Genomic DNA, 26,199 nt, shown 5'->3' with positions numbered 1-26,199 from the left:
TTAGCCGCCCTGCCGTGGATTGAACACCGCTGCGAGCTGCGCGGCACTGCGCGTCAGGTCCTCGCTCTCATCGAGGCCCTGGCGCAGGTAACTGACCATCTCGGCCTGGCGTGCGATGGCCATATCCGTTTCCGGATCGCCACCTGGCACATAGGCGCCGACACTGATCAGGTCGCGGCTCTGCTGGTAGCGCGACCAGAGCTGCTTGAAACGCTGCGACGCGCGCACATGCTCGGCGCTCACCACTTGCGGCATGACCCGGCTGATGGAGGCTTCTATGTCGATGGCCGGATAGTGGCCTTCTTCGGCCAAACGGCGCGACAGCACGATGTGGCCGTCGAGTACACCGCGAGCGGCATCAGCGATCGGGTCCTGCTGGTCGTCACCTTCGGAGAGCACGGTGTAGAACGCCGTGATCGAGCCGCCGCCCTGCTCGGCATTACCGGCGCGCTCGACCAGACTCGGCAGCTTGGCGAACACCGACGGCGGATAGCCCTTGGTCGCTGGCGGCTCGCCGATGGCCAGGGCGATCTCGCGCTGGGCCTGGGCATAGCGCGTCAGCGAATCCATCAGCAGCAACACGTTCTTGCCCTGATCGCGGAAGTACTCCGCAATACGCGTGCAGTACTGCGCGGCGCGCAGGCGCATCAGCGGCGCTTCGTCAGCCGGTGATGCCACCACCACGGAGCGCTTGATGCTCTCCTCGCCGAGGATGTTCTCGATGAATTCCTTGACCTCACGCCCCCGCTCACCGATCAGCCCGACCACGATGATGTCGGCCTCGGTGAAACGGGTCATCATGCCCAGCAGCACCGACTTGCCAACCCCGGTACCGGCGAACAGGCCGAGACGCTGACCGCGCCCGACCGTGAGCAACCCGTTGATACTGCGGATACCGACATCCAGTGGCTCGCTGATGGGATGGCGCTTGAGCGGGTTGATCACCGGGCCGACCATCGGCACCCAGTCCTCGGCTTTCATGCCGCCCTTGCCGTCCAGTGCACGCCCTGCGCCATCCAGCACGCGGCCGAGCATGGACATGCCCATGGGCAGCCGTCCGGTATTGACCAGCGGCACGACCCGCGCGCCCGGGGCGATTCCGGCAAGACTGCCGACTGGCATCAGATACAGCTTGCCGCTGGAAAAGCCCATCACCTCGGCCTCGACCTCGGTGGGGTGATAGCTGTCGTCGTTGATCACCAGGCAGCGACTGCCAACGGCTGCGCGCAGCCCTTCGGCCTCCAGCGTCAGTCCGACCATGCGCAGCAGGCGCCCTTCGAGCATGGGCTGGCTGGGCAGTTTGATCGCTTCGCCATAGGCTTCGAAACGCTTGGCGAAACTGGTTCGCTCAAGGCGCATCGGGCATGTCCAGATCGATGGTCAGATCGGCGGCAGGGGGACGGGTGGCATTCTCGCGCTGCTGTTCGAACAGTTGCTTGATGGCCTGGGTGAGACGCGTCTCGATGCTCGCATCGATGCGACTGTGCTCGGTTTCGATATGACAGCCGCCAGGCAGCAGGCTGCTGTCCTCGAGAATTCGCCAGCTTTCCTCGTGCCGCTCGCGCAGCGCCTTGATCAGCTCGAAGTCCTGCGGATTGACGTGGATTCGCACATTGCTGGCGCCCATTGGCAGCAACTTCAGCGCCTCACGCAGCACCTGACGGATCTGGCTGGAATCGATCAGCAGATCACGCTGGATCACTTCGCGCGCCATGTGGCTAACCAGGGTCGCCATGGCGTGCTCGAGATTGCGATCCTGATCGGCAATCGGCTCGAGCAACTGACCCATCAGCTGCTCGAGGTTTTCCAGCCGCGGCGCCAACGCGGCCTCGGCCTCCTGCCGCGCCTTGAGCTGGCCGGCATGGAAACCATCCTTCTCGCCGGTGGCGAAACCTTCGTTGTATGCCTGCTGGCGGATCGCTTCGAGTTCGTCGAGCGTCAGCGGTTTGACTTCCTCGACCGGGACGTCCTCGCTTCGCGCCAACTCTTCGGCGGGCTCTTCCACAGCCCCTGCGGCAGGCAACTCGTCTTCTTCGCCCTGCGGGTCGAAGCTGGGCAGCGACCAGCGATCGAACAGGCTGACGTCTTTCGCGCGTATGACGTCGCTGGGGTTGTCCTTGGCCATGTGTGGAATTCGTACCTGGTTAGATCATCTCTTCGCCGCCCTTGGAACCCAAGACGATTTCACCGGCCTCGGCCATGCGGCGAGCAATGGTAAGGATTTCCTTCTGCGCATTCTCGACATCGCTGACGCGCACCGGGCCCTTCGCCTCCAGGTCGTCACGCAGCAGCTCGCCGGCGCGCTTGGACATGTTCTTGAAGACCTTTTCCTTGATGCCGTCGTCGGCACCCTTGAGCGCCATCACCAGCACGTCGGAGGATACCTCACGCAGCAGCACCTGAATGCCGCGGTCGTCGACTTCGGCGAGGTTGTCGAAGACAAACATCAGGTCTTCGATCTGGCTCGACAGGTCCTCGTCCACATCGCGGATGGCATCCATCAGCTGGCCTTCGATGGAGCTGTCCAGGTAGTTCATGATGTCCGCCGCGCGCTTTACGCCGCCCAGGCTGGCGCGGGTGGTGTTGGTGCTGCCGGAGAACTGCTTTTCCAGGATCAGGTTCAGCTCTTTCAGCGCAGCCGGCTGCACGGTGTTGAGCGAGGACACGCGCAGGACGATGTCCAGGCGCACCTTGTGGTCGAAATGCGAGAGCACCTCGCCAGCCTGGTCCGGGTCGAGATAGGCCACCACGATGGCCTGGATCTGCGGGTGCTCGTAGCGGATCACATCCGCCACCGCACGCGGCTCCATCCATTTCAGGCTGTCCAGACCGCTGGTGTTGCCGCCCAGCAGGATGCGGTCGATCAGGCCGCCGGCCTTGTCCTCGCCGAGCGCCTGGGTAAGCATCTTGCGGATGTAACCGTCGGAGCCGACGCCGAGGCTGGTCTGGTCGCCGACGATCTCGACGAACTCGCTCATTACCTGTTCGATCTGTGCCTTCTGCACGTTGCGCATCTGCGCCATGGCAGTACCGACGCGCTGCACCTCTTTCGGACCGAGGTGACGCAGGACCTGCGCAGCGTCGGTTTCACCCAGCGAGAGCAACAGGATGGCGGCCTTGTCGACCTTGTTGAGCTTGGCTTGAACTCGATTGTCATTCATCGGCGTTGATCCACTCTTTCACCACCTGGGCTACCCGTCCCGGGTCATCGGCCACAAGGTTCTTGATCGCGTTCAGCTGGGCTTCATATCCCTCGCTGGGGCTCGGCAGCAGAATGTTCTGCGGGCCGCTCAGACTGACCCGGTCGCTGGCCAGGCCGGAATCCAGTCCATCATCGTCACCCAGTTCGCCCGGACCGCTGGCAACCTGCAGCTCCTTGCCGCTGGACGGATTGGTGAGGCTCTTGAGCACCGGACGCAGCACACCGAACACCAGCACCAGGATGAACAGCACGCCGAGGACCTGCTTGACCACATCCCAGAACCACGGTTGCGAGTAGAACGGTATTTCTTCGAAGGTCTCACCGGCGCTGTCGGCGACGAACGCGGTGTTGATCACGCTGACGCTGTCGCCGCGGCTGGCATCGAAACCCACCGCGTCTTGCACCAGCCGGGTGAAGCGCGCCAGATCATCGGCGTTCCACGGTACGCGAACCATCTCGCCGGCCGCATTGAGCGTCATCTGATCGTCGACCACTACTGCCACCGAGAGCCGGCGCAGGCGACCCTGCTGCTGCTTGGTATAGCTGATCGAGCGATCGAGTTCGTAGTTGCGCGTAGCCTGCTCACGCTTGTCGGCCGGATAAGGCGCGAGCATCGGCTGACCGGTCACGGGATCCATGACCTGCTGACCATTGGCATCGAGCAGAGGCTGACCAGGAGCCACGGCACCCGCAGCGGCTGCGGCCTGATTGGCCTGCTCGGGCGCGGCCGCCGGGCCAGGAGGCTGATTGCTCAGGGCGCCCGGCACACCTTGCGGCGGCAGGCTGCTCTGGCGCTGCTCATTGACGCTCTGTTCGCTGCGCAACGCCGGCTGATCGGGGTTGAAGGTTTCCGAGGTGGATTCGACGGCGCTGAAATCCACGTCCGCGGAGACTTCGGCCTTGTAGCGGCCGCTGCCCAGCACTGGCTGCAGAATATTGTGCACGCGCTGGGTGTAGAGGCCTTCCATGCGGCGGCTGTAGTCGAACTGCTTGCCGGCCATGCTCAGCTCGGTCAGCTCCTGCTGATCGGACAGCAGGTTGCCCTTCTGATCCACCACGGTGATCTGCGATTTGCCCAGTTCCGGCACGCTGGTGGCGACGAGGTTGATGATCGCCATCACCTGGCTCGGCTCCAGCGCGCGGCCCGGGTAAAGCTCTACCAGTACCGAGGCACTGGGCTTGCGCTCGTCGCGAACGAACACCGAGCTCTTCGGGATCGCCAGGTGCACACGGGCGCCCTTGACGTTGTTCAGGCTGGAAATGGTGCGGCCCAGTTCGCCCTCGAGACCACGGCGATAACGGGTCGCCTCCATGAACTGGCTGGTACCCAGCCCCTGTTCCTTGTCGAGGATTTCGAAACCGATGTTGCTGTCGGCCGGCGCGATACCCGCACCGGCGAGCTTGAGACGTGCGCGAGCAAGATCATCCGCCTTGACCAGCAGGGCGCCGGAGTTCGGTTCGACGGTATAGGCGATATCCGCAGCGGCGAGGGTTTCCATCACCTGATTGGCATCCATCCCCGCCAGGCTGCCGAGCAGCGGGCGGTAATCGGGCTGCTGCGACCAGAGCACCACGGCAAAACCGATCGCCACGCTGGCCGCCAGCCCGACCAACAGGCCGACCTGCCGCAGCATGGACATATCCGAAAGGTTTTCCAGAAAGGACAAGCCCAGCAGGGGCTTCTTGACACCCTCGGGAGTAGCCGGCACCGGAACGTTCACCGCTTCAGCCATGATTCAATCCGCCTCACACCGGCATCTGCATGATGTCTTGATAAGCCTGAACCAGTTTGTTGCGCACCTGGGTCATGGCTTGAAAGGAAACGCTGGCCTTCTGGGAGGCGATCATCACTTCGGTCAGGTCGACACCGCCCTGCCCCATCTCGAAGGCAGATGACAGCTGGCTCGAAACCTGCTGGGTTTCGTGCACTTTATTCACCGCCTGGCCAAGCATGTCGGAGAAGCTCGGAGCGCCGACCTCCTGGGTCTTGACCTCCGGCTTGGCGCGCGCCATTGCATCGGTCTGCATGGCCCGCATTTCCAGCATCAAGCGATTGAATTGAACACCCTGACTCATCTAACCCTCCAACAGCCGCGGTTTTTTTGACGCATCGCGGCAGGCAAAGACTAGATAGCAACAAGGGTGCCAGATCGAATACCAGCGGCCAGGCGCGGCGATGACCTGCACTTACGCCCGTCGCAACTGTTACGTCCAATACGCGGGCGGCTGTACCGCGACGCTACCCGACCACGGCCAATAGGCTTTGTACGATAGGCTGCCGCAGCCGCGCGACGTCATACCTTGCACAAGTAGAAATCAGCAATGAACGAAATAAGCCGTACCGCCCTGCGTCCCCTCTGTGATAGCTCGCCTTCGACCGTCGTCGCCGGCTTCATCGCCATGCTCACCGGCTATACCAGCTCGCTGGTGCTGATGTTCCAGGCCGGCCAGGCAGCAGGCCTGAGCACGGCGCAGATCTCTTCGTGGATCTGGGCACTGTCGATCGGCATGGCGATCTGCAGCATCGGCCTTTCGCTGCGCTATCGCACGCCGGTGGTGGTTGCCTGGTCGACGCCCGGCGCGGCCCTGTTGATCACCAGTCTGCCCGGCGTGCCGTACGCCGAAGCCATCGGCGCCTTCATCTTCGCCTCGGCGCTGATTGCCCTGTGCGGCCTGACTGGAAGCTTCGATCGGCTGATGCGACGAGTACCGGCATCGCTGGCTGCCGCGCTGCTGGCGGGCGTGCTGTTCAATATCGGAAGCGAGATTTTCCGTGCCGTCGAGGTTCAGCCGGTGCTGGTGCTCGGCATGTTCTTCAGCTACCTGCTGGCCAAGCGAATGCAGCCCCGCTACGCCGTGCTCGCTGCGCTGCTGGTCGGCTGCCTGATCGCCGGTATTTCCGGCCTGCTGGACTTCCAGCGCTTCAGCCTGCAGGTCGCGGTGCCGGTGTGGACCACACCGGCGTTTTCCCTCGCGGCGATCTTCAGTATCGGCATCCCGCTGTTCGTCATCGCCATGGCTTCGCAGAACATGCCAGGCCTGGCCGTGCTGCGTGCCGAGGGGTATCAGGTGCCGGCTTCGCCACTGATCTCCACCACCGGCATCGCTTCGGTACTGCTGGCGCCGTTCGGCTCCCACGGCATTCATCTGGCGGCGATCACCATGGCCATCTGCGCAGGCCCAGAAGCTCATCCCGACCCGCAAAAACGCTATACCGCAGCTGCCTGGTGCGGGGTGTTCTACGGCATTGCCGGCATCTTTGGCGCAACCCTGGCCGCGCTGTTCGCCGCCTTCCCGGCGGCACTGGTGTTGTCCGTCGCCGCGCTGGCATTGCTCGGCTCGATCGGCTCGGGGCTGACCCAGGCGATGCAACAGCCCGACGAGCGAGAGGCAGCGCTGATTACCTTCATGGTCACCGCGTCGGGGCTGACGCTGTTCGGCATCGGCGCAGCGCTGTGGGGATTGATCGCAGGTGTAATCACCTTGCTGATTCTGCGCCGCCGTAACTGAGCGGCGCTGAAAAGGGGTGCCCGGCCAGACAGCGCCGGGCGCGCCGTCAGATCGCCGTCGCCCCGCCATCTACCGCCAGCGCATGACCGGTAGTGAAGGCGGCGCTGTCGCTGCACAGGTACAGCACCGCGGCGGCAATCTCTTCGACCTTGCCGATGCGCCCGACTGGGTGCATGGCCGCAGCGAACTCCGCCTTGCGCGGGTCGGCCTCGTAGGCACGGCGGAACATGTCGGTGTCGATCACCGCCGGGCATACCGCATTCACGCGAATCTGCTTCTTGGCGTACTCGATCGCTGCCGACTTGGTCAGGCCGATCACCGCATGCTTGGATGCCGCGTAGATACTCATCTTCGGCGCGGCACCGAGACCCGCAACGGACGCGGTGTTGACGATGGCGCCACCACCCTGCGCCAGCATGACCGGCAGCTGGTGCTTCATGCACAGCCAGACGCCCTTGACGTTGACGCCCATGATCGCGTCGAACTCCGCCTCGCTGCCTTCGGCCAGGCGTCCCTGCTCGATCTCGATGCCGGCATTGTTGAAGGCGTAATCGAGCCGCCCGTACTGCGCCAACGTCTGCTCGATGAGCGCCTTGACCTCCGCATCGCGCGTCACGTCGCAGCGCACGGCGATCGCCTGGCCGCCAGCAGCACGAATGCTTTCTGCGCCATCGCGGATGCCCGCTTCGTCAATGTCGGCCAGCACCACCTTGAGGCCCTGCTCGGCGAACGCCTGCGCGGTGGCGCGACCGATTCCTGCTGCTGCGCCGGTAACCAGGGCAACCTGCCCGGAGAATGTCATGCTCATGATTGTTCTTCCCGAAGAATTCGACTCACCTTGCGCCCGCAAAATGACCGCACAAGGCCTCCCGGTCGAACTTATACCGCTATGCGCTCGCGCATTTAACTGCCGGCACGGTCATATCACCGAACTGGATGCCCGTTCATTCCAGCCTGCTGACGTAGCTTGCGGCGCGGCGCTGGCCGGGCTAAACCAAACCTTTCGCAAACACGAGGCTTATTCCATGACCCTGCTCAACCAGCAATTCCTGCTAGCCCAGCGGCCGATCGGTGCGCCGACCCGGGAGACCTTCGACTACGTCGAGAAGCCGGTGAGCGAGCCTGGCCCCAATCAGATTCTGGTCAAGGTCGAATACCTGTCCATCGACCCGGCCATGCGCGGCTGGATGAACGATGCCAAGTCCTACATTCCACCGGTGGGCATCGGCGAAGTGATGCGCGCCCTCGGTGTCGGCAAGGTGATCGCCTCGCAGCATCCTGACTACAAGGAAGGCGACTATGTAAACGGTGCGCTGGGCGTGCAGGCGTACTACCTCGGCGAGCCGAAGGGTTTCTACAAGGTCGACCCGCAACAGGCTCCGCTGCCGCGTTACCTGTCCGCGCTGGGCATGACCGGCATGACCGCCTACTTCGCGCTGCTTGCGGTTGGCCAGCCCAAGGCCGGCGAGACCGTGGTGATCTCCGGCGCCGCCGGTGCGGTCGGCAGCGTTGCCGGGCAGATCGCCAAGATCAAGGGGTGTCGTGTGGTGGGTATTGCCGGCGGCGCGGACAAGTGCCGCTTCCTGACCGAGAAACTCGGTTTCGACGGCGCCATCGATTACAAGAATGAAGACCTGGCAGCGGGCTTGAAGCGTGAATGCCCGAAAGGCGTGGACGTGTTCTTCGACAACGTCGGCGGCGACATCCTGGATATGGTGCTGCAGCGCATCAGCGTCGGCGCTCGCGTGGTGATCTGCGGGGCCATCAGCCAGTACAACAACAAGGAAGCGGTGAAGGGCCCGTCCAACTACCTGTCGCTGCTGGTCAATCGCGCGCGCATGGAAGGTATGGTGGTGACCGACTATGTCACGCGCTATCCCGAGGCGATGCGCGACATGGCCGAATGGCTCGCGAGCGGCCAGCTCAAGAGCAAGGAAGACATCATCGAGGGACTGCAGACCTTCCCGGACACGCTGATGAAGCTGTTCACCGGCGGCAACTTCGGCAAGCTGGTGCTCAAGGTCAGCTGAGCAACTGCCCGCTGCGAAAAAGGCTGAGCCGTGAGGCCCAGCCTTTTTTCGTCATGCCAGCTCGGCCACCACGGCTGCCAGCGCTTGCGCCGGATCGGCTGCCTGCGCGATCGGCCGGCCGATCACCAGATAATCGGAGCCTGCAGCCATGGCCTGGGCCGGAGTCAGGATGCGGCGCTGATCGTCCTGCGCACTGCCGGCCGGACGAATACCCGGTGTGACCAGCTGTAGCGCCGGGAACTGCGCCTTGAGCGGCACTGCCTCCTGCGCCGAACAGACCAGTCCATCCAGCCCAGCCTGCGCAGCCAGCCCGGCCAGCCGCAACACCTGTTCCTGCGGTGCGATATCCAGCCCGATGCCAGCGAGATCGTCCTGCTCCATGCTGGTCAGCACGGTGACACCAATCAGCAGCGGCGTGGGTCCGGCCATACCAGAAAGCGTGTCACGACAGGCCGCCATCATCCGCAGACCGCCGGAGCAGTGCACGTTGACCATCCACACGCCCAGCTCGGCAGCGGCCTTCACCGCCATCGCGGTGGTGTTGGGAATATCGTGAAACTTGAGGTCGAGAAACACCTCGAAGCCCATTCCCTGCAATGCCTCGACCACCGCCGGACCGCAACGCGTGAACAGCTCCTTGCCGACCTTGACCCGGCAAAGCCGCGGATCGAGCTGGCGCGCCAATGCCAAAGCAGCATCGCGGGAGGGGAAATCGAGCGCTACGATAATCGGAGTCTGGCAGGTCATGACACGTCCTCGGAAAAGTCGGCGCGCATTGTCGCAGAAAACACCACGCGCGACGAAAGCCTCCCTGCGGGGTCAGAATAGCTATCGCAACGCCGATAGTGACCACCCTGACGCAGCCACGTAGAGTGCGGCTCGTCACTGCCGCCCAACCGCCCGGAGGAAAAACATGCCCTGGTATTTCTGGCTTATTCTGCTCGTCGCGCTGGGCTCGATCGTCGGTAGCCTGCTGATGCTGCGCTCGACGGCAAAGAAGATTCCCCTGACCGAAGAACAGAAAAAACGCATCGCTCAACGCAATGCCGAGGCGGACGCACAGGACTCCCGCGACCGCTAAAAGTCGATAGAGCGCAGTCGCTCAAACCAGTGGTCCGCGCAATTTACGATGATTTTGCCGAGCGGTAGTGGCACCATGCCGCCATTGCCGCGATCCAATGCAGTGCTGGCAGGAATCCCCTCATGCAAACTCTCCTTCCCGACGATGGCCCGGTAAAACCGAAGGCCAGATCGATTTTCGCTCGCCGCATTCTTCCTGGCATGGTCGCCCTACTGGTCATCGCCCTCATTGTGGCCGCTGCCGCACTCATCCACATTGCCCGGAAAATCGATCAGGATGCATTGCAGCAAAGCCACTTCCTCGTAGGCAAGGCGCTGCAGGCACAGCACGACTGGATGAACCGCTCCATCGTCGACTATGCGTTCTGGGGCGATGCCTACGCGCATCTCAACAGGCAGGTCGACCTCGACTGGGCTTATACCCAGGCCAATCTCGGTCCATCCTTGTACAAGGACTTCGACTACGAGGTGGTGCTGATCATCTCTCCGGCAGGCGATACGGCCTATTCCGTAGTTCGCGGCGAACTCCAGACAATCGACGGTTCCGAGTTTCTCCAGCACGGTTTACCGCAACTGCTGGCGCGGGCCCGGGAAGCTGTCGAGGAGGAATCGGGCGTCTCTGCCCTGCTCTGGGCTGACGGTCAGCCGGCGCTGGTCGCCGCAGCCGCGCTGACCACCGGTGGTACGGATATCGAAGAGGACGAAGGGCCGGCGTCGATTCTGTTGTTCGTCGACCTGCTGGACGCCGAGCGGCTGGCGGAGATCGGTGAGCAGTATGCGATCGAGGATCTGCGCCTGGCTCCAGACTCAACGCCAACCGATGATCCGCGCATCGAGCGACCGCTGGAGGATGGCTCGACCATCCAGCTCACCTGGACGCCGGCGCAGCCGGGGCGCCTGCTGCTGTGGGTTACCCTGCCAATCCTCGCGGTCGTGGCCCTGGGGCTGGGGCTGCTCGCCTGGTTGCTCATTCGCCATGCCTTGCGCAGCCTGCACTTGCTCGACATCAGCTATGCAAGGCTGGCCGCCAGTCGCAGCGCGCTGGCGGAAAGCGAGGAGCGGTTTCGCGATGTCGCCGAGGCCGCTTCCGATTGGATCTGGGAAACCGACGCGCAAGCTCGGCTGACCTTCCTTTCCAATCGCTTTCGCCAGATCACCGGACACGAATCCAGCCAGTGGCTGGGCCGCCCGTTGCTGGAACTGTTGATCAGCGACAGTGCCGCGCTGCAGAACTGGCTCCAGGCACCACAGGTCGCACCACTGCGCAGCAGCTATCGTGCCGCCGATGGCTGCGAGCGTTTCTGCCGGCTGGCTGCCCGCGCCATCCATCAGGACGACAAGCTGGTCGGCTATCGCGGCACCGCCAGCGACATCACCGAGGAAACCAAGGCGCAGGCTCGCGTTCAGTACCTCTCTCAGCACGATGCCCTGACCGGCCTGCCCAACCGCAGCCGGCTGCGCGACTACCTAGAGCAGAATCTGGCGGCGCTTCGTAGCGGCTCGGCGCTGACACTGCTCTACGTCGACCTGGACCGCTTCAAACCAGTGAATGACACCCTCGGTCACGCCGCTGGCGACGAAGTACTGATCGGCGTGGCATCCCGCCTGCGCCAACACACCCGCGACGGCGACCTCGTGGCGCGGCTGGGTGGTGACGAGTTCGTCGTCGCGCTCCACCGGATGAGCGAAGACACCGATATCGACCGTCTCTGCAACCGCATCATCGAGGCACTCAGCGCGCCCTTCGTCTACGAGGACCAGCAGATCAATATCGGCGCCAGCATCGGCGTAGCCCTGGCGCCCGACGATGCCAACCAGGCCAACGAACTGCTGCGTTGCGCCGACATTGCGCTCTACCAGGCAAAGGATGCAGGCCGGGGAACCTGGCGTGCCTATGGCCGCGAGATGGATCAGCGGCTGCACGAGCGGCTCCAGCGCGAAGAGGCACTGCGCATCGCGATTGCCGAGCAGCAGTTGGAGGTCTACTACCAGCCGCGCTACCTGAGCCAGGGCATGCAGATCATCGGCGCCGAGGCGCTGGTGCGCTGGAATCACCCCGAGCGCGGGCTGCTACTGCCAGAGCAGTTCATTCCACTGGCCGAAGAAACCGGACTGATCATTCCACTCGGGCGCTGGGTACTGCATCAGGCCTGCAGCCAGGCGACCCGCTGGCCCGCCGGTACGGTCGTCTCGGTCAACCTCTCGCCATTGCAGCTGCATGATGATCGGCTGCTCGATGAGATAGCCCATGCGCTCGGCGAGAACGGCCTGCCAGGGGAGCGGCTGGAGCTGGAGGTTACCGAGAGTGCACTGCTACGGGAAACGCAGGGCACGCTGGACCAGCTCAAGCGGATCAAGGCGCTCGGCGTACACCTGGCCGTAGATGACTTCGGCACGGGCTACTCGTCGCTGACCAGCCTGCGCCACTACCCCTTCGATGTGATAAAGATCGACAACAGCTTCGTCGCCGGTATCGGGCAGTCGATGGAAGATCATTCGATCGTACGCGCCTTGATCGAACTGGGCCGCGGCCTGCAGATGCGCGTGACGGCCGAGGGCGTGGAAACCGAGGAACAGCTGCGGCTGCTGAAAGACGACGGCTGCACCGAGGTGCAAGGCTTCCACATGAGCCACCCGATGCCGGCCGATGAACTGCAGCGGCTGCTTTCGCAGCTACCAGCCAGGGACTAAAGCGCAGGGCCGGGGAACACATGCACCTCAGCGCTTGAATTCGAGGCGAATCTCCGCGCCCTCGATGAGCTCCTCGTCTTCTGCCTCGCCGGAAATCAGCCGGCCGCCGATCTGCATCGATCGCGACGGCCCGCCACCCTCGAAAAGCGGCGGCAGCAGACGCATCGATTCATCACCCGGCCCTGGCGCCAGCTCCTCGACCAGTTCCTCGGGCAAGCGCAGATCGAGTTCAGGCTCGGGCAGTTCGACCTTCGCTGGCGGCGGCGTGGAGCGCTTGGCCGTCGAGGGCTGCGGCGCCGGGTCAGGTGCCTCGTCCTCGGGAACGGGTTCGGGCAGGCTGATCTCCACTTCCGGCGGCTCGGCATCGGAGGTTTCTTCGATCGGCGCCAGCTCGATATCGAGATCCGGCGGCACCTCTTCCTGCTCGACGATATTCCCGGGTTCCGAGTGCTGCTCCGGCGCGGGCGCACGCGATGAGGTCGATTCGTCGTCCCCGCACCCGCCCAGCAAGGCCAACGACAGCAATAACAACAGCGGCCTTCGCATCCGAAACGCTCCTTACAGCGGCAGGTTTGGGGCGCTACTTGGCATCCCGACACAGTTCCGAAGCCAGCTGCCCGAGTGTCCGCAGCGCCCGCTCGGTCTCGTTATTCCAGGGGAGTCCACAGTTGAGACGAATGCAGTGGTTGAATTGTTCAGTGTTGCTGAAGATGAGTCCCGGCGCGATGCTGATGCCCCGCTCCAGCGCCCTGACATGCAGGTCCTGGGTATTGACCCGCACCGGCAAGCTGACCCAGAGAATGAAGTTGCCCTTGGGGCGCGTCATCTGTGTGCCTTCCGGGAAGTAGCGCTGTACCGCCAGCTGAAACGCGCTGAGATTCTTGCGGTACTCCTGGCGGATGGCACGCAGGTGTCGATCGTACCCCCCGTTCTCCAGATAAGCCGCCACACCCATCTGAGTGACGCTGCACGCCGAATGGGTGCTGAAGGTCTGCAGGCGCTCGATCTCGGCCTGATGGCGCCCGGCGATGACCCAACCGATCCGCACCCCCGGCGAAAGCGTCTTGGAAAAGCTGGAACAGTAGATGACACGTCCGTCCCGATCATTGGACTTGAGCGCCTTGTACTGGCCCTGGTCGAACATCAGTTCGCCATAGATATCGTCCTCGACGATCTGGATGTCGAAACGTGCCGCCAGGCTCAGCAGCTGCTTCTGGCGGTGGTCAGGCATGCTCACGCCCAGCGGATTGCTCAGGCGTGCGGTCAGCACCAACGCCTTGATCGGCCACTGCCCTGCTGCAAGCTGCAGCGCCTCAAGGCTCATTCCGGTATCCGGGTCGCTGGGGATCTCGATGACCTTCAGACCGAGCAGATCGGCCAGTTGCAGCAAGCCGTAATAGGTCGGCGACTCGGCGGCGATGAGATCGCCCGGCTTGGTCAGGACCCGCAGTGACATCTGCAGCGCGTCGACGCAGCCGTGGGTGATGACGATCTCGCTCGAATCCACCACCACACCGGCATCGCGCATGCGAATCGCCACCTGGCGGCGCAGCGGCTCGTAGCCCGGACTGAACATGTAGCTGAATGCCCGCGGGCTGTGAAACCGCGTGACCTTGGCCAACTGCTGGTGCAACGCCCGCACCGGCAGGTAATCCACATGCGGCACGGCCGCCCCCAGCGGAATCAGCCCCTCGCGGCGCGACTCGCTGAGCACCTGATTGATGATGCTGCTGCGGGTGACCAGTTTCGGCCGCTCGACCTGGGCAATATCCGGCGTCGGCGCAGTGAGTACGGGCGTCTGGTGGACGTAGAAGCCGGACTGCGGGCGCGCACGGATCATGCCCTGATCTTCGAGATTGGCGTACGCCTGCAACACCGTGGCGTGGCTGACACTCAGCTGTCGGCTCATCTTGCGTACCGACGGCACGCGCTCACCGGGGCGATATACGCCGCGCCGAATATCTTCGGCAAGCTGCTGGGCAATGCGCTGATAGAGCAACAGATTGGTCATCTCGCCGGTCTCCTGCCAACTGAACCGTAACAGTAGCGCACTGCTGGAGACCCAGACCAATACAGTTAGGTCACGTCTAGGCGAAACAGTCTGCTCAGATGGCCGCGCGACTAACGGTCGGGACCGAGATTGCCTTCCGCGTCGGAGAACAGGATCTCAACGCGACGGTTCTGCGCGCGACCGCGGGCCGAGGCGTTCTCGGCCAACGGAAAGCGCTCACCATAGCCGCGCACCTCTACCCGCTCGGCAGCGACGCCAAGATTGATCAACAGATCCGCCACCGTTTGCGCCCGCGCCTGCGACAGCGCGAGATTCTCCTGGGCATCGCCGCGGCTGTCGCTATACCCCTCGATGCGAATCTTGCGCTGCGGATTGAGCTGGAGGAAATGCACCAGCTTGAGCAGGGTGCGATTGGCCGTGTGGCTGAGCTCGGCACTGCCGGCACGAAACAGCACGTCGCCAAGCGTCATGACCATGCCGCGATCGGTTTCGCTGGCAGCCAGGCTCATCATCTGGTCTTCCAGCCAGCGACCCTGTTGCTCAGCGGTCATCAACCTGGCGTCCTGCAGCATGCGCCGCAACCGGTCGCGCTCCATCTCCAGGCGCGCGACCTGTTCCTGATGCTGCAGAAGCTCACCCTGCCTCGCGGCGATTTCGCTGTAACGCTGACTCAGGTAGGCGTAATGCCGGGCGTCGGCGGCGCCCCCCCAGTACTGGTTGAAACGCTCGGCGCGTTGCTGCGTCTCGAGCGCACGCTGAACATCTTTCGGCGCGCTGCGCTGGACCATACTGTCTGCCTGAATGCGTTGCAGCGCCGCAGATGCGCGGTTCAATTCGAGCTCGGTCTGCGGCGTCGAGCAACCAGCCAGTATCAGCCCAGCCAGGGCTATCGCAAATCCCCTTCTCACCTGGCCTCCCCCAGCAACTGCCGTAGCCGCTGAATGCGACGATTCAGATCGTCGATCTGCGCCTCGCGCTTGTCCTTCAGAACCCTGCTCTCCGCCAGACGAGCATCCAGCTCCGCTTGCTCGCCCAGCAGCCGGGCTTTGCGATTATCGCCTGCCTCGAGTGCCTCCTGGGCCTTGCTCAACTTGCTTTCGGCCAGCACAAGCTCCTCGTACGCATCGGTTGCGCCTACGGAGCGTGCCTGCGCCACGGCCTGCGAGCTCAGGCGCAGTTGTTCTGTCGGGGCGGGATCACTGGCACAGCCAGTCAGGAAAACCAGGACCAGAAATGGGCTGGCGAAAAGTCTTTTCAACACGGCGAGTCCTACTTTTTCGAAGCCTTTGCCCGCTCTGACTGCTGGTTCTTCCAGACGGTCAGGTTGTGCGCCACCAGTTGCTCAGGTACACCGGCGGCGCGCAATTCTGTCATCTTCCGCGCCAGTTGTCCGCGCAGCCAGGGATCATTGCAGGCCGAGTCGTGCGAAATGGCCAGGTGCATATCCCGGCCTACCACTGGAGGTTCGAGACGCTGCACCTTGTCCAGCAGCCCCAATGCATCAGCCGCCGCGACTGCACTGTACCGCTCATGCAGCAAGTAGTCGCCATTGCCCGCCACGATCCGCTTCAGCCCCTGAGCGAGGTCGGCGACCGGCTGCAATTGCAGGTGTTTTTTCGCGAAGGCGTCGAACTCGCTACCGAAGCGGCTGGTGCCAACGATCAAGCCGGCGTGACCTCCAAGATCTTCACGGCTGGCATAGAAGAAGCCGGGCTCATTGCGTACCCAGGCGACGGTCTGCAATTGCAGGATGGCCGGGTGGACGAAATCCAGTTCTTCGAGTCGCTGCACCGTCAGTGTCGCATCGGCCAGTACGTCGACCCGACCACTGCGCACCTCTTCGAGCGCTTTGGTTCGGTCACCGGTGTAAAGCAGGTCCAGTTTCAGATCGAGCGAGTCGGCGATCTGCCCGAGCAGGTCCGCATTGGCCCCGATCAGACGCTTGGGGTTCTGCGGATCGCGCCAGAGAAAGGGAGGGTTGTCCGCTGCGCCAGTCGCCACCAGACGGTCGCACTTCCCCGCTGCCGCTGCCGTGAATGGCGTTGCCAACACCAGCGCGACCATGGCCAATTTCAACGGAAAAGCGAAACGCATGAAGATCCCCTTATTGCGCGAGTTAACTGATGCTGATCGAAGTTCGCCGATGGTACACCGGCGAACCCGCCCATCGCCCATGAAAAAACCCGCTACATGAGCGGGTTTCTTCAACAGCGATCAGCTTCAGACGAGCTTTTCCAGCTCCGGCACGATCTCGAACAGATCGCCCACCAGGCCGTAGTCGGCGACCTGGAAGATCGGGGCTTCCTCGTCCTTGTTGATCGCGACGATCACCTTGGAGTCCTTCATGCCTGCCAAGTGCTGGATGGCACCGGAGATACCCACCGCGATGTACAGCTGCGGTGCAACGATCTTGCCGGTCTGCCCGACCTGCATGTCGTTGGGTACAAAACCGGCATCGACCGCGGCACGGGAGGCACCAACAGCCGCGCCGAGCTTGTCGGCCAGCGAGTACAGGTGCTTGAAGTTGTCGCCATTCTGCATGCCACGACCGCCGGAAACGACGATCTTGGCAGCGGTCAGCTCGGGACGATCCGACTTGGCCAGCTCTTCGCCAACGAAAGCCGACTTGCCGGCATCGCCAGCGCCTGAGATCTGCTCGACCGCAGCCGAGCCGCCGGTGGCATTCACGGCATCGAAGCCGGTGGCACGCACGGTGATGACCTTGATGGCAGCGCTGGACTGCACGGTAGCGATGGCGTTACCGGCATAGATCGGGCGCTTGAAGGTATCGGCGCTTTCAACGGCGATGATCTCGGAGATCTGATCGACATCCAGTTGAGCAGCAACGCGCGGCAGGAAGTTCTTGCCGTTGGTGGTCGCTGCAGCCAGCACGTGGCTGTAGTTCTTCGCCAGGTCGGCGATCAGCGGCGCGACGTTTTCCGGCAGCTGATTGGCGTAAGCCGCGTCGTCAGCGACCAGTACCTTGGCCACGCCTTCGATCTGCGCGGCTGCTTCACCGATGGCACCGCAGCCACTGCCGGCTACCAGTACGTGGATGTCGCCACCGATGGCCTTCGCGGCGGCAACGGTGTTCAGGGTAGCGGCCGCGAGGACGGCATTATTGTGTTCAGCGATAACCAGGATAGTCATTTAGATTACCTTCGCCTCGTTCTTCAGTTTCTCGACCAGTTCAGCCACGGACTTGACCTTGATACCGGCGCTGCGAGCAGCCGGCGCTTCGACTTTCAGGGTCTTCACGGTAGACGTGGTGGTGACGCCCAGTGCATCCGGGGTCAGCGTCTCCAGCGGCTTCTTCTTGGCCTTCATGATGTTCGGCAGCGACGCGTAGCGCGGCTCGTTCAGACGCAGGTCGGTGGTGACGATCGCCGGCAGGCTGAGCGCGACGGTCTGCAGGCCGCCGTCGATTTCGCGGGTCACGTTGACCTTGTCGCCAGCCACTTCCACCTTGGAGGCGAAGGTGCCCTGGGCATAGCCAGTCAGTGCACCGAGCATCTGCCCGGTCTGGTTGTTGTCGCTGTCGATCGCCTGCTTGCCGAGAATGACCAGCTGCGGCTGCTCCTTGTCGACCACGGCCTTGAGCAGCTTGGCGACCGCAAGGGAGTTCAGTTCGTCGTTGGACTCGACCAGCACGGCGCGGTCGGCGCCCAGCGCCAGCGCGGTGCGCAGCTGCTCCTGAGCAGCGGCCGGACCGATGGAGACGACAACGATTTCGCTCGCCACGCCCTTCTCTTTCAGGCGTACGGCTTCTTCCACGGCAATTTCGCAGAAGGGGTTCATCGACATCTTGACGTTGGCGAGGTCAACGCCCGAATTGTCCGCCTTGACGCGAACCTTGACGTTGTAATCGACCACTCGTTTGACAGCTACAAGAACCTTCATGGATTCCTCGTTACTCTCCGGTGAATAGAATTCCGCCGAGGCGAACCGAGCCTTGCTCGTGGCTTGGGTTTTGATAGCCGCTGCCCTGTTCGGCGAGTGCAAACCGTCCGTATCTTGACCGCAGGCCGCGGACGGGGTCAACAACGCATATGACCCGTCATAACGACGCGGTTCGGGCGATTCTAACAGGCTTCCAGAAAATTCAAACAAACGTTTGTATTGGACCGATTCGAGCGTCTATATATAATGCGCCGGCCCGGCTCGGTCAGGGACCGATCACAGCCCTCCACCACTTATATAACAACCAAGCCCTGAGTAGGAGAAAGCCCAATGGAACGCGAATACATGGAATTCGACGTTGTCATCGTCGGCGCCGGCCCTGCAGGCCTATCCGCAGCCTGCCGCCTGAAGCAGAAAGCCGCCGACGCTGGTCAGGAAATCAGTGTATGCGTCGTTGAGAAAGGCTCCGAAGTAGGCGCCCATATTCTATCCGGCGCAGTCTTCGAGCCGCGCGCACTGAATGAGCTGTTCCCTGACTGGAAAGAGCTCGGCGCCCCGCTCAACACGCCGGTCAAGCGTGACGACATCTACCTGCTCAAGACCGCCGAAGCCGCCAGCAAGCTGCCCAACGCACTGGTCCCCAAGACCATGCACAACGAAGGCAACTACATCATTTCCCTCGGCAACCTGTGCCGCTGGCTGGCCCAGCAGGCTGAGAATCTGGGTGTCGAGATCTACCCAGGCTTCGCCGCTCAGGAAGCGCTGATCGACGAGAACGGCATCGTGCGCGGTATCGTCACCGGTGACCTTGGCGTCGACCGCGAAGGCAATCCGAAGGAAGGCATGTACACGCCAGGCATGGAGCTGCGCGCCAAGTACACGCTGTTCGCCGAAGGCTGCCGCGGTCATATCGGCAAGCAGCTGATCAACCGTTTCCAGCTCAACGCCAACGTCGACCCGCAGCACTACGCCATCGGCATCAAGGAACTGTGGGACATCGACCCGGCCAAGCATGAGCAGGGTCTGGTCGTGCACACCGCGGGCTGGCCGCTGAACGACGAAAACACCGGCGGCTCCTTCCTTTATCACCTGGAAAACAATCAGGTGGTCGTCGGCCTGATCGTCGACCTGTCGTACAGCAACCCGTATCTGTCGCCGTTCGACGAATTCCAGCGCTACAAGCACCATCCAGTGATCAAGCAGTACCTGGAAGGCGGCAAGCGCGTTTCCTATGGCGCACGTGCGATCGCCAAGGGCGGCATCAACTGCCTGCCGAAGATGGTATTCAACGGTGGTGCACTGATCGGCTGCGACGCCGGCACCCTGAACTTCGCTAAGATCAAGGGCAGCCACACGGCGATGAAGTCCGGCATGCTGGCGGCCGAAGCCGCTGCGGACGCACTGCTAGCCGGACGCGAAGGTGGCGACGAGCTGACCGCGTATGAAGAGGGCTTCAAGTCCAGCTGGCTGTACGACGAGCTGTACAAGAGCCGCAACTTCGGCGCTGCCATTCACAAGTGGGGCGCAATCAAGGGCGGCGCGTTCAACTTCATCGATCAGAACATCTTCGGTGGCAAGATCCCCTTCACCCTGCACGACACCAAGCCGGACTACGCCTGCCTCAAGACGGCTGCAGAGTCGAAGAAAATCGACTACCCCAAGCCGGACGGTAAGCTGAGCTTCGACAAGCTCTCCTCGGTATTCCTCTCCAATACCAACCACGAGGAAGAGCAGCCGGTTCACTTGAAACTGACCGACCCGAGCATTCCGATCGAAAAGAACCTGCCGATGTACGACGAGCCGGCACAGCGTTACTGCCCGGCCGGCGTTTACGAGGTCGTGAGCAACGACGATGGCAGCAAGCGCTTCCAGATCAACGCGCAGAACTGCGTGCACTGCAAGACCTGCGACATCAAGGACCCGGCGCAGAACATCACCTGGGTCGCGCCCGAAGGTACCGGCGGGCCGAACTACCCCAACATGTAAGACCAGCAAAAAAGGCTCCCTCGGGAGCCTTTTTCGATCATGGGTAACGAAACAGCCGGCGCACTACTCAGCGACGCCAATCGGGAAGAACGTCCCGCCACTCCACACACCGAGGTAATCCTTGCCATCTACCTTGCCGGGCACCGCCAGCTCCACAAGCTCATAAAACACATTGCGATGGATCAGTGCCTCGAGGTTGGCACGCACATGCACATATGGCGCCGGCTCCTGCGTTTGCGGGTCGGTGACAACGCGCAAAGGGTGCTCTTCACCAGCCTCGACCTCGTCCTCGACATTGGTGATAAAGCGCAGGCTTTGCGTATCACCCTCGCCACTGACTTCCAGCCGGACCGCAACGAAAGGCGCATCTTCGACCTGGATACCGACCTTCTCTACCGGCGTCACCAGGAAGTAGTCGTCGCCGTCGCGGCGAATCACCGTGGAAAACAAACGCACCATTGCCGGCCGCCCGATCGGCGAACCCTGATAGTGCCAAGTCCCGTCGCGCGCGATGCGCATGTCCAGATCGCCACAGAACGGAGGGTTCCACAGATGCACCGGCGGCAACCCTTTCTTCTTCCCGCCAGCGGACAGCTGCGCAAGCAGATCCCCAGCCTTGCCTGTATCGGTCATTCGGTCCTCCTCGATTGAATGAGGTAATCGCCTGTTCCCGATACTGCCACATCGCTCAACGTGACAGGCCCAACAACCGACGAGCATAGTCCTGCAGTGGCGGACGCAAGAGTTGCTCCGGCTTTGCATCGTAGATGCCGAGCACGCCGCCACGATTACGAATGCGAGCGGTATCGACCAGATAGCGAGTTCCGGTCTCCACCAGCATCAACTGCACCACGCCGGAATCGACACCAAGGCGATCCAGTGCGCGCTGATCGTTCAGCTCGTCGAAACTGCCGATGCGATCATCAGCCGCGGCAAACCGCAGATACAGCAGATAATGCGCGCCCATTGCCGACGCTTCGGCCATTGCCTCCTCGAGCCCGAGCGGGCCACGGGCTCGACGAACCATTGGGAAGTACTCGACAAACCCGCTGAAGGCCTCTTCGGCCACGACGTTCGGCCGCGGGTATGCGTCTCCGGGTGGCACGAAATGTCCCTGCGCGATATAGATGAATGAGTCCGGCTGCAGGCGCCAGGAGTTGGAACGACGGGTTTCGCTGTGATCCAGAATTCCGGCATCGCGAAGGTGATAACGGGTACCCTCCGCCATGTCGCTGACCTTCATGCAGCCAGAAAGCATGAGCAATGCAAGCAAGCCAGGCACTGCCAGTAACAGAAATCGCATGGAACTCACCTCATAGGGCCGGCGACGAAAAACCGACGATTCGACAGCCAATGCAGCATCCACGCCACTTCCAGCACCGAGGCGAGCCGGTTCAGCTGGATGCTCGAACGAGGCGGCTAGAGCCCTCGCTGCCACTCCTGACGCAACGGAGCGTTACGCGGGTCTTCGATGGCCTCACGTACCCGACGCAGCAGGCCCGGTTTATCGACACCCAAAATGCCCTTGAGCACCAGATAATTGGACGCGTGATCGCTGCGAAAAACCGTATCGGTCAGCTGCAGATCCTCCAGCAACCACTCCAGCTCGCGAAACAGATCGGCCGGCACCAGCGGCTCGAAACCCTCGAAGGTTTGCCGAAAACGCGCTTTACCCTGCGGAAAACTGACCACCAGCGTGGACAGAAACTCGGGCTGCGCTGCATTCATCAGCCGCGCCGAATTGCGTGCGTGCTGGCGACTCAGTTGGCGACCACCAAGCCCGTTGAGAATCATCACCGAGCGTGCGATGCCCGCCGCCCCCAGCTTATCCAGCGCGCTGAGCGTCGATTCGTAGGTCTCCCCCTTGTTGACCAGCGCCAGCACCTCATCGTCGCCGGACTCGGCGCCGACATAGGCCATGCCGAGCCCCGCATCCGCCAGTTCCTGCAGCTCGGCAACCGACTTCTTGCGCAGGTTGCGTGGCAGGCAATAGCTCGAGACACGTTGAACTTCGGGCAGGCACTGGCGGATCTGTTCAAGGATTCTCAACAGCCGGTGGGTCGGCAACACCAAGGCGTCACCATCGGCGAGGAATACGCGTTGCACGATCAACTGCTCGCCGCAACGACGGATCTCGTCGAGCACCTCCGCCTCATCGCGAGCACGAAACTTCTTCTGTGGCGAGGTATACATCTCACAGAAGGTACAGCTGTTCCAGGAACAACCATTGGTCACCGGCAGGATCAGCGAATGCGCCTCGCTGGGCGGCCGAAATACCGGCTCGATGTAGCGGATGGGAAACTCGCTCGCGTTCATTGCGTCCACGCCTGTTCGATCTTCACGCTGCCGCCGATTCAGTCACGCTTGCGCTTGTTGCCCATGCGTACGCCGATATCCATGAGGAACTGGAAGAAGCCGTCCTGATCTTCCAGCACGTTGCTCCAGAACGGCGAGTGGTACAGCGCCACCGCACCATGTACCAGCGCCCAGGCGGCACAATAGTGGAAATACGGCGGCACGTCTTCCAGCTTGCCTTCGGCGATACGGCCTTTGATCAACTGGGTCAGATGTTCGAAGTTGGAGGCGCGGATGCTGTGCAGCTGCTCGACCATTTCCGGCACCTGATTGCCCTTGACCACTTTCTCCTCGAGGCGGTCGAACAGCCGATAGCGCTGCGGGTCGCGCATGCGGAACTCGAAGTAGGCGCGCGAAAGCGCTTCCTTGTCGCGGTCCAGGTCGGGAGAGTGGAGGATCTGGTTCAGGTCGCGCTCGTAGTCCAGCATCAGCCGCAGGTAGATTTCGGCCTTGGACTTGAAGTGCTTGTAGATCGTGCCTTTGCCGATACCGACCGCATCGGCAATCATCTCGACAGTAACGCTGTCCTCTCCCTGGTCGAGAAAAAGCTGCAACGCGGTATCGAGGATTTCCTGTTCGCGGCGACGAAATTCGCGGACCTTACGAGGTTCATTCTGCATAGGAAGGCTGCTTGAGGTGAAAAACGAGGCAGCCATTATGCCTAACCGGTCATGAAATGCACGGGACATCCAACCATGATTCAAATAAATGACGAATTCCCGCAAATAGTCGGTTTGCGATATCTGAACCATGCTGCCGTCGCTCCCTGGCCCAGGCGGGCCGCTCGGGCCGTTAGCGCCTTTGCCGAGCAGAATGCAACCTTGGGCGCGCGCGACTACCCCGAATGGCTCACAGTGGAACGCAGCCTGCGCCAACGCCTGACGCGACTGCTCAACGCGCCGAGCAGTGCCGATGTGGCGCTGGTCAAGAACACCTCCGAAGCGCTCTCATTCGTCGCCTTCGGGCTGGACTGGAAAAGCGGTGATCAGATCGTGATCAGCGACGAGGAGTTTCCGTCCAATAGGGTGGTCTGGGAGGCATTGCGGCCGCTCGGCGTGGAAGTCATTCAGGTCAGTCTCAAGGGTGTCGATCCCGAGGCTGACCTCCTTGCAGCGTGTGGTCCTCGGGTACGCCTGATGTCGATCAGCGCCGTGCAATATGCGAGCGGCATGCGGTTGGATCTTCCGCGCCTGGGCGAAGGCTGCGAGCAACGCGGCGTGCTTCTGTGCATCGATGCAATCCAGCAATTGGGCGCCCTGCCCTTCGATGTCCAGCAGAACCGTTGCGCCTTCGCCATGGCGGATGGTCACAAGTGGATGCTCGGCCCGGAAGGACTCGGTGTTTTCTATTGTCGCAACGACCTACGCGAGCAACTGAAACTGCACGAGTACGGCTGGCACATGCTGGAGCACGCCGGCGACTACGACCGTAGCGACTGGGAGCCCGCACGCAGTGCCAGGCGGTTCGAGTGCGGCAGCCCGAACATGCTGGGGGCAATGGCACTCGAAGCCAGCCTGTCGCTGCTGGAGGAAGTGGGGATGAAGCAAGTCGCCAGATCGCTGGACGAACGAATCGAATGGCTGACTCACGGGATCAGCAAGCTGAAAGGAGTAGAAACCCTCTCGCCAGGCCAAGCGGAGAGACGCTCCGGCATCGTCACGTTCCGCCTCGACGGCTGGCCCAATGCCGCTCTGTTCGAGCGACTCAAGACTGAACAGGTGGTGTGTGCACAACGCGGCGGCGGCATCCGCTTCTCGCCACATTTCTACACGGCGGAGCACGTCATAGACGAAACGCTAGGCGTTTTGCATGACCTGGCTGCGCACTGAAGGCGATCAGCCAGCGAGACATGTATTCCAAATGCGTTTAAAAATCAGCGAAATCCGCCGGCAAACCCGCGGAGCAGCGTTAATACTTGAGTAACTGGCCGGGCAATCCCCCCACTGCCCAGCCAGATGAGGTCGCTAGGATTGCGATTTCATACTCCTAATGGTCTTGGCCCGGCTTCCCTGGAAACCGGGTTTTTTTTGCTCTCAGGTCTGGGGCTGCGCCAGCAAACGAGTCCGCAGCCGGTAGCACAGCCAGAGAAACCCGACCCAGACCGGAATCGCGAACACCGACATGCGGATGCCGGGTAGCCACAGCATGATGACCAGGATCCCGCTGACGAAGGCCAGGCACAGGTAATTGCTCAGCGGGAACCAGAACGCCTTGAAGCTCGGCTCAACGCCCTGGCGCTGCATGGCGCGACGAAATTTCAGGTGCGCAAGGCTGATCATCGCCCAGTTGATTACCAGCGCAGCCACCGCAAGGGACATCAGCAGTTCGAGCGCGCCCTGCGGAAACAGGTAGTTCACCGCCACGCAGAGCAGGGTTACCAGGGCCGACACGCCCACCGCTAGCACCGGGACACCCCGGGCATTGATCTTCATCAGGCTGCGCGGCGCATCGCCCTGCTCTGCCAGGCCGTACAGCATGCGGCTGTTGCAATACACGCCGCTGTTGTAGACCGAAAGCGCAGCCGTCAGCACGACGAAGTTCAGCAGATGCGCCGCCGTATCGCTGCCGATCAGCGAAAATATCTGCACGAAGGGGCTGCCGCTGTAGGGGTCGCCCGCGGAGCCCAGCGTCTGCAACAGCGCGTCCCAGGGATACAGCGCCAGCAGCACCGTCAGCGCGCCTATGTAGAAGATCAGAATGCGATAGACGACCTGATTGATCGCCTTGGGAATCACGGTTTTTGGCTCCGCCGCTTCTGCCGCCGTGATGCCGACCAGTTCCAGTCCACCGAAGGAGAACATGATGATCGCCAGCGCCAGCAGCATGCCGCTAAAGCCGTTGGGGAAAAAGCCACCGTGCGTCCACAGGTTGCTGATGCTTGCCTGCTCGCCCCCCTGGCCACTGACCAGCAGGAAAAGCCCGAGCAGGATCATGCCGACGATGGCGGCAACCTTGACGATGGCAAACCAGAACTCGGCCTCACCGAAAGCCTTGACGTTGCTGAGATTGATCAGATTGATCAGCACGAAGAACGCAGCGGCTGTGGCCCAGGCGGGAATATCAGGCCACCAGAACTGTACGTACTTGCCGACCGCCGTCAGCTCGGCCATGCCCACCAGGACGTACAGCACCCAGTAGTTCCAGCCGGAAAGGAACCCCGCATAACCGCCGCCATATTTGTGTGCGAAATGGCTGAACGACCCTGCGACCGGCTCCTCGACGATCATCTCCCCCAGCTGGCGCATGATCAGAAAAGCAATGAAGCCACCGATCGCATAACCCAGGATCATCGACGGGCCGGCACTTCTCAGAACTCCGGCCGAGCCCAGGAACAGTCCCGTTCCAATCGCTCCGCCCAGGGCGATCAGCTGGATATGGCGATTCTTCAGACCGCGCTGGAGCGGTCCGGTGTGCAGCGTTTCAGCGGTCATACG

General features: G+C 62.3%; 25 protein-coding genes. 6 read left to right on the top strand and 19 right to left on the bottom strand.

What is annotated here, in order from left to right:
* From fliI to fliE, 5 genes are read right to left on the bottom strand one after another with little or no spacing between them, the layout of a single operon-like run.
* Nucleotides 1-1,359 carry a flagellar protein export ATPase FliI gene (gene fliI / locus LLJ08_RS07640; RefSeq protein WP_042927000.1) on the bottom strand — a complete coding sequence of 453 codons (1,359 nt, stop codon included), beginning with the start codon at nucleotides 1,357-1,359 and terminating at the stop codon, nucleotides 1-3.
* Complete coding sequence (gene fliH, locus LLJ08_RS07635) at nucleotides 1,349-2,125, bottom strand: flagellar assembly protein FliH (RefSeq protein WP_042927002.1); 777 nt, start codon at nucleotides 2,123-2,125, stop codon at nucleotides 1,349-1,351. Before fliH ends, fliI begins: the two co-directional genes overlap by 11 nt.
* 19 nt (nucleotides 2,126-2,144) lie before the next feature.
* Nucleotides 2,145-3,161 carry a flagellar motor switch protein FliG gene (gene fliG / locus LLJ08_RS07630; RefSeq protein ID WP_042927003.1) on the bottom strand — a complete coding sequence of 339 codons (1,017 nt, stop codon included), beginning with the start codon at nucleotides 3,159-3,161 and terminating at the stop codon, nucleotides 2,145-2,147.
* On the bottom strand, nucleotides 3,154-4,935 hold the full coding sequence (gene fliF / locus LLJ08_RS07625) for a flagellar basal-body MS-ring/collar protein FliF (RefSeq protein ID WP_228208600.1): 1,782 nt from the start codon (nucleotides 4,933-4,935) through the stop codon (nucleotides 3,154-3,156). Before fliF ends, fliG begins: the two co-directional genes overlap by 8 nt.
* A gap of 13 nt (nucleotides 4,936-4,948) precedes the next feature.
* Nucleotides 4,949-5,278, bottom strand: coding sequence for a flagellar hook-basal body complex protein FliE (gene fliE, locus LLJ08_RS07620; protein ID WP_003299599.1), 330 nt, complete (start codon nucleotides 5,276-5,278; stop codon nucleotides 4,949-4,951).
* A 246-nt stretch (nucleotides 5,279-5,524) separates the two neighbouring features.
* Here fliE and LLJ08_RS07615 point away from each other — a divergent pair, with 246 nt between their 5' ends.
* Entirely contained in the window at nucleotides 5,525-6,712 is a 1,188-nt protein-coding gene (locus LLJ08_RS07615) for a benzoate/H(+) symporter BenE family transporter (RefSeq protein WP_228208599.1), read from the top strand.
* Nucleotides 6,713-6,758: 46 nt separating this feature from the next.
* On the opposite strand, the gene LLJ08_RS07610 is transcribed toward LLJ08_RS07615, so the two are convergent.
* Nucleotides 6,759-7,520 carry an SDR family oxidoreductase gene (locus tag LLJ08_RS07610; RefSeq protein WP_014820870.1) on the bottom strand — a complete coding sequence of 254 codons (762 nt, stop codon included), beginning with the start codon at nucleotides 7,518-7,520 and terminating at the stop codon, nucleotides 6,759-6,761.
* Nucleotides 7,521-7,737: 217 nt separating this feature from the next.
* Here LLJ08_RS07610 and LLJ08_RS07605 point away from each other — a divergent pair, with 217 nt between their 5' ends.
* Complete coding sequence (locus tag LLJ08_RS07605; protein WP_228208598.1) at nucleotides 7,738-8,742, top strand: NADP-dependent oxidoreductase; 1,005 nt, start codon at nucleotides 7,738-7,740, stop codon at nucleotides 8,740-8,742.
* A 51-nt stretch (nucleotides 8,743-8,793) separates the two neighbouring features.
* Here LLJ08_RS07605 and pyrF read toward each other — a convergent pair whose 3' ends face one another.
* On the bottom strand, nucleotides 8,794-9,489 hold the full coding sequence (gene pyrF, locus LLJ08_RS07600) for an orotidine-5'-phosphate decarboxylase (RefSeq protein ID WP_041014464.1): 696 nt from the start codon (nucleotides 9,487-9,489) through the stop codon (nucleotides 8,794-8,796).
* Between the two features lie 166 nt (nucleotides 9,490-9,655).
* Here pyrF and LLJ08_RS07595 point away from each other — a divergent pair, with 166 nt between their 5' ends.
* Both LLJ08_RS07595 and LLJ08_RS07590 read left to right on the top strand, forming a co-directional pair.
* Nucleotides 9,656-9,823 carry a DUF2897 family protein gene (locus tag LLJ08_RS07595; protein ID WP_014820873.1) on the top strand — a complete coding sequence of 56 codons (168 nt, stop codon included), beginning with the start codon at nucleotides 9,656-9,658 and terminating at the stop codon, nucleotides 9,821-9,823.
* Nucleotides 9,824-9,945: 122 nt separating this feature from the next.
* A complete protein-coding gene (locus LLJ08_RS07590; RefSeq protein WP_228208597.1) occupies nucleotides 9,946-12,513 on the top strand; it encodes a bifunctional diguanylate cyclase/phosphodiesterase in 2,568 nt (855 codons plus the stop codon).
* Nucleotides 12,514-12,540: 27 nt separating this feature from the next.
* Here the strand turns inward: LLJ08_RS07590 and LLJ08_RS07585 are convergent, their stop codons facing one another.
* The 7 genes from LLJ08_RS07585 to LLJ08_RS07555 form a co-directional block, all read right to left on the bottom strand.
* Entirely contained in the window at nucleotides 12,541-13,059 is a 519-nt protein-coding gene (locus LLJ08_RS07585; protein ID WP_023446699.1) for a superantigen-like protein SSL4, read from the bottom strand.
* Between the two features lie 34 nt (nucleotides 13,060-13,093).
* Entirely contained in the window at nucleotides 13,094-14,524 is a 1,431-nt protein-coding gene (locus tag LLJ08_RS07580; RefSeq protein WP_023446700.1) for an aminotransferase-like domain-containing protein, read from the bottom strand.
* 110 nt (nucleotides 14,525-14,634) lie between these two features.
* Nucleotides 14,635-15,432 carry an OmpA family protein gene (locus tag LLJ08_RS07575; RefSeq protein ID WP_228208596.1) on the bottom strand — a complete coding sequence of 266 codons (798 nt, stop codon included), beginning with the start codon at nucleotides 15,430-15,432 and terminating at the stop codon, nucleotides 14,635-14,637.
* On the bottom strand, nucleotides 15,429-15,785 hold the full coding sequence (locus tag LLJ08_RS07570) for a DUF4398 domain-containing protein (protein ID WP_042922615.1): 357 nt from the start codon (nucleotides 15,783-15,785) through the stop codon (nucleotides 15,429-15,431). Before LLJ08_RS07570 ends, LLJ08_RS07575 begins: the two co-directional genes overlap by 4 nt.
* Nucleotides 15,786-15,793: 8 nt before the next feature.
* Complete coding sequence (locus tag LLJ08_RS07565; protein ID WP_101274868.1) at nucleotides 15,794-16,618, bottom strand: substrate-binding periplasmic protein; 825 nt, start codon at nucleotides 16,616-16,618, stop codon at nucleotides 15,794-15,796.
* Nucleotides 16,619-16,744: 126 nt separating this feature from the next.
* Entirely contained in the window at nucleotides 16,745-17,674 is a 930-nt protein-coding gene (locus LLJ08_RS07560; protein ID WP_102832878.1) for an electron transfer flavoprotein subunit alpha/FixB family protein, read from the bottom strand.
* Entirely contained in the window at nucleotides 17,675-18,424 is a 750-nt protein-coding gene (locus LLJ08_RS07555; RefSeq protein WP_228208595.1) for an electron transfer flavoprotein subunit beta/FixA family protein, read from the bottom strand.
* Between the two features lie 330 nt (nucleotides 18,425-18,754).
* Here LLJ08_RS07555 and LLJ08_RS07550 point away from each other — a divergent pair, with 330 nt between their 5' ends.
* The gene (locus tag LLJ08_RS07550) at nucleotides 18,755-20,410 is read left to right on the top strand and encodes an electron transfer flavoprotein-ubiquinone oxidoreductase (protein WP_023446706.1); all 1,656 of its coding nucleotides are present in this window, start codon (nucleotides 18,755-18,757) and stop codon (nucleotides 20,408-20,410) included.
* A 63-nt stretch (nucleotides 20,411-20,473) separates the two neighbouring features.
* Here the strand turns inward: LLJ08_RS07550 and LLJ08_RS07545 are convergent, their stop codons facing one another.
* The 4 genes from LLJ08_RS07545 to LLJ08_RS07530 all read right to left on the bottom strand — a co-directional run bounded on the left by LLJ08_RS07545 (nucleotide 20,474) and on the right by LLJ08_RS07530 (nucleotide 23,385).
* Nucleotides 20,474-21,043 carry a DUF1285 domain-containing protein gene (locus LLJ08_RS07545; protein ID WP_228208594.1) on the bottom strand — a complete coding sequence of 190 codons (570 nt, stop codon included), beginning with the start codon at nucleotides 21,041-21,043 and terminating at the stop codon, nucleotides 20,474-20,476.
* 55 nt (nucleotides 21,044-21,098) lie between these two features.
* Nucleotides 21,099-21,713 (bottom strand): DUF4823 domain-containing protein, encoded by a 615-nt coding sequence (locus LLJ08_RS07540; protein WP_014820884.1) that lies wholly within the window; start codon nucleotides 21,711-21,713, stop codon nucleotides 21,099-21,101.
* Nucleotides 21,714-21,829: 116 nt separating this feature from the next.
* On the bottom strand, nucleotides 21,830-22,726 hold the full coding sequence (locus LLJ08_RS07535) for a radical SAM protein (protein WP_228208593.1): 897 nt from the start codon (nucleotides 22,724-22,726) through the stop codon (nucleotides 21,830-21,832).
* Nucleotides 22,727-22,764: 38 nt separating this feature from the next.
* A complete protein-coding gene (locus tag LLJ08_RS07530; protein ID WP_003299617.1) occupies nucleotides 22,765-23,385 on the bottom strand; it encodes a TetR/AcrR family transcriptional regulator in 621 nt (206 codons plus the stop codon).
* Nucleotides 23,386-23,460: 75 nt separating this feature from the next.
* On the opposite strand from LLJ08_RS07530, the gene LLJ08_RS07525 reads away from it, so the two are divergent.
* Nucleotides 23,461-24,594 (top strand): aminotransferase class V-fold PLP-dependent enzyme, encoded by a 1,134-nt coding sequence (locus LLJ08_RS07525; protein WP_228208592.1) that lies wholly within the window; start codon nucleotides 23,461-23,463, stop codon nucleotides 24,592-24,594.
* 204 nt (nucleotides 24,595-24,798) lie between these two features.
* Here the strand turns inward: LLJ08_RS07525 and LLJ08_RS07520 are convergent, their stop codons facing one another.
* On the bottom strand, nucleotides 24,799-26,196 hold the full coding sequence (locus LLJ08_RS07520; RefSeq protein WP_102832545.1) for an amino acid permease: 1,398 nt from the start codon (nucleotides 26,194-26,196) through the stop codon (nucleotides 24,799-24,801).
* Nucleotides 26,197-26,199 lie beyond the last annotated feature (3 nt).

The organism is Stutzerimonas chloritidismutans (assembly GCF_020783375.1).
Lineage (GTDB): Bacteria > Pseudomonadota > Gammaproteobacteria > Pseudomonadales > Pseudomonadaceae > Stutzerimonas > Stutzerimonas kunmingensis.
The sequence above is the reverse complement of the archived record's forward strand: the minus strand, read 5'-3'. Positions and strand labels throughout refer to the sequence as shown.

What these genes read in the sequence shown, in the direction of transcription:
- fliI (WP_042927000.1), bottom strand. Translation starts at nt 1,359, where the DNA reads ATGCGCCTTGAGCGAACCAGTTTCGCCAAGCGTTTCGAAGCCTATGGC.
- fliH (WP_042927002.1), bottom strand. Translation starts at nt 2,125, where the DNA reads ATGGCCAAGGACAACCCCAGCGACGTCATACGCGCGAAAGACGTCAGC.
- fliG (WP_042927003.1), bottom strand. Translation starts at nt 3,161, where the DNA reads ATGAATGACAATCGAGTTCAAGCCAAGCTCAACAAGGTCGACAAGGCC.
- fliF (WP_228208600.1), bottom strand. Translation starts at nt 4,935, where the DNA reads ATGGCTGAAGCGGTGAACGTTCCGGTGCCGGCTACTCCCGAGGGTGTC.
- fliE (WP_003299599.1), bottom strand. Translation starts at nt 5,278, where the DNA reads ATGAGTCAGGGTGTTCAATTCAATCGCTTGATGCTGGAAATGCGGGCC.
- LLJ08_RS07615 (WP_228208599.1), top strand. Translation starts at nt 5,525, where the DNA reads ATGAACGAAATAAGCCGTACCGCCCTGCGTCCCCTCTGTGATAGCTCG.
- LLJ08_RS07610 (WP_014820870.1), bottom strand. Translation starts at nt 7,520, where the DNA reads ATGAGCATGACATTCTCCGGGCAGGTTGCCCTGGTTACCGGCGCAGCA.
- LLJ08_RS07605 (WP_228208598.1), top strand. Translation starts at nt 7,738, where the DNA reads ATGACCCTGCTCAACCAGCAATTCCTGCTAGCCCAGCGGCCGATCGGT.
- pyrF (WP_041014464.1), bottom strand. Translation starts at nt 9,489, where the DNA reads ATGACCTGCCAGACTCCGATTATCGTAGCGCTCGATTTCCCCTCCCGC.
- LLJ08_RS07595 (WP_014820873.1), top strand. Translation starts at nt 9,656, where the DNA reads ATGCCCTGGTATTTCTGGCTTATTCTGCTCGTCGCGCTGGGCTCGATC.
- LLJ08_RS07590 (WP_228208597.1), top strand. Translation starts at nt 9,946, where the DNA reads ATGCAAACTCTCCTTCCCGACGATGGCCCGGTAAAACCGAAGGCCAGA.
- LLJ08_RS07585 (WP_023446699.1), bottom strand. Translation starts at nt 13,059, where the DNA reads ATGCGAAGGCCGCTGTTGTTATTGCTGTCGTTGGCCTTGCTGGGCGGG.
- LLJ08_RS07580 (WP_023446700.1), bottom strand. Translation starts at nt 14,524, where the DNA reads ATGACCAATCTGTTGCTCTATCAGCGCATTGCCCAGCAGCTTGCCGAA.
- LLJ08_RS07565 (WP_101274868.1), bottom strand. Translation starts at nt 16,618, where the DNA reads ATGCGTTTCGCTTTTCCGTTGAAATTGGCCATGGTCGCGCTGGTGTTG.
- LLJ08_RS07560 (WP_102832878.1), bottom strand. Translation starts at nt 17,674, where the DNA reads ATGACTATCCTGGTTATCGCTGAACACAATAATGCCGTCCTCGCGGCC.
- LLJ08_RS07555 (WP_228208595.1), bottom strand. Translation starts at nt 18,424, where the DNA reads ATGAAGGTTCTTGTAGCTGTCAAACGAGTGGTCGATTACAACGTCAAG.
- LLJ08_RS07550 (WP_023446706.1), top strand. Translation starts at nt 18,755, where the DNA reads ATGGAACGCGAATACATGGAATTCGACGTTGTCATCGTCGGCGCCGGC.
- LLJ08_RS07545 (WP_228208594.1), bottom strand. Translation starts at nt 21,043, where the DNA reads ATGACCGATACAGGCAAGGCTGGGGATCTGCTTGCGCAGCTGTCCGCT.
- LLJ08_RS07540 (WP_014820884.1), bottom strand. Translation starts at nt 21,713, where the DNA reads ATGCGATTTCTGTTACTGGCAGTGCCTGGCTTGCTTGCATTGCTCATG.
- LLJ08_RS07535 (WP_228208593.1), bottom strand. Translation starts at nt 22,726, where the DNA reads ATGAACGCGAGCGAGTTTCCCATCCGCTACATCGAGCCGGTATTTCGG.
- LLJ08_RS07530 (WP_003299617.1), bottom strand. Translation starts at nt 23,385, where the DNA reads ATGCAGAATGAACCTCGTAAGGTCCGCGAATTTCGTCGCCGCGAACAG.
- LLJ08_RS07525 (WP_228208592.1), top strand. Translation starts at nt 23,461, where the DNA reads ATGATTCAAATAAATGACGAATTCCCGCAAATAGTCGGTTTGCGATAT.
- LLJ08_RS07520 (WP_102832545.1), bottom strand. Translation starts at nt 26,196, where the DNA reads ATGACCGCTGAAACGCTGCACACCGGACCGCTCCAGCGCGGTCTGAAG.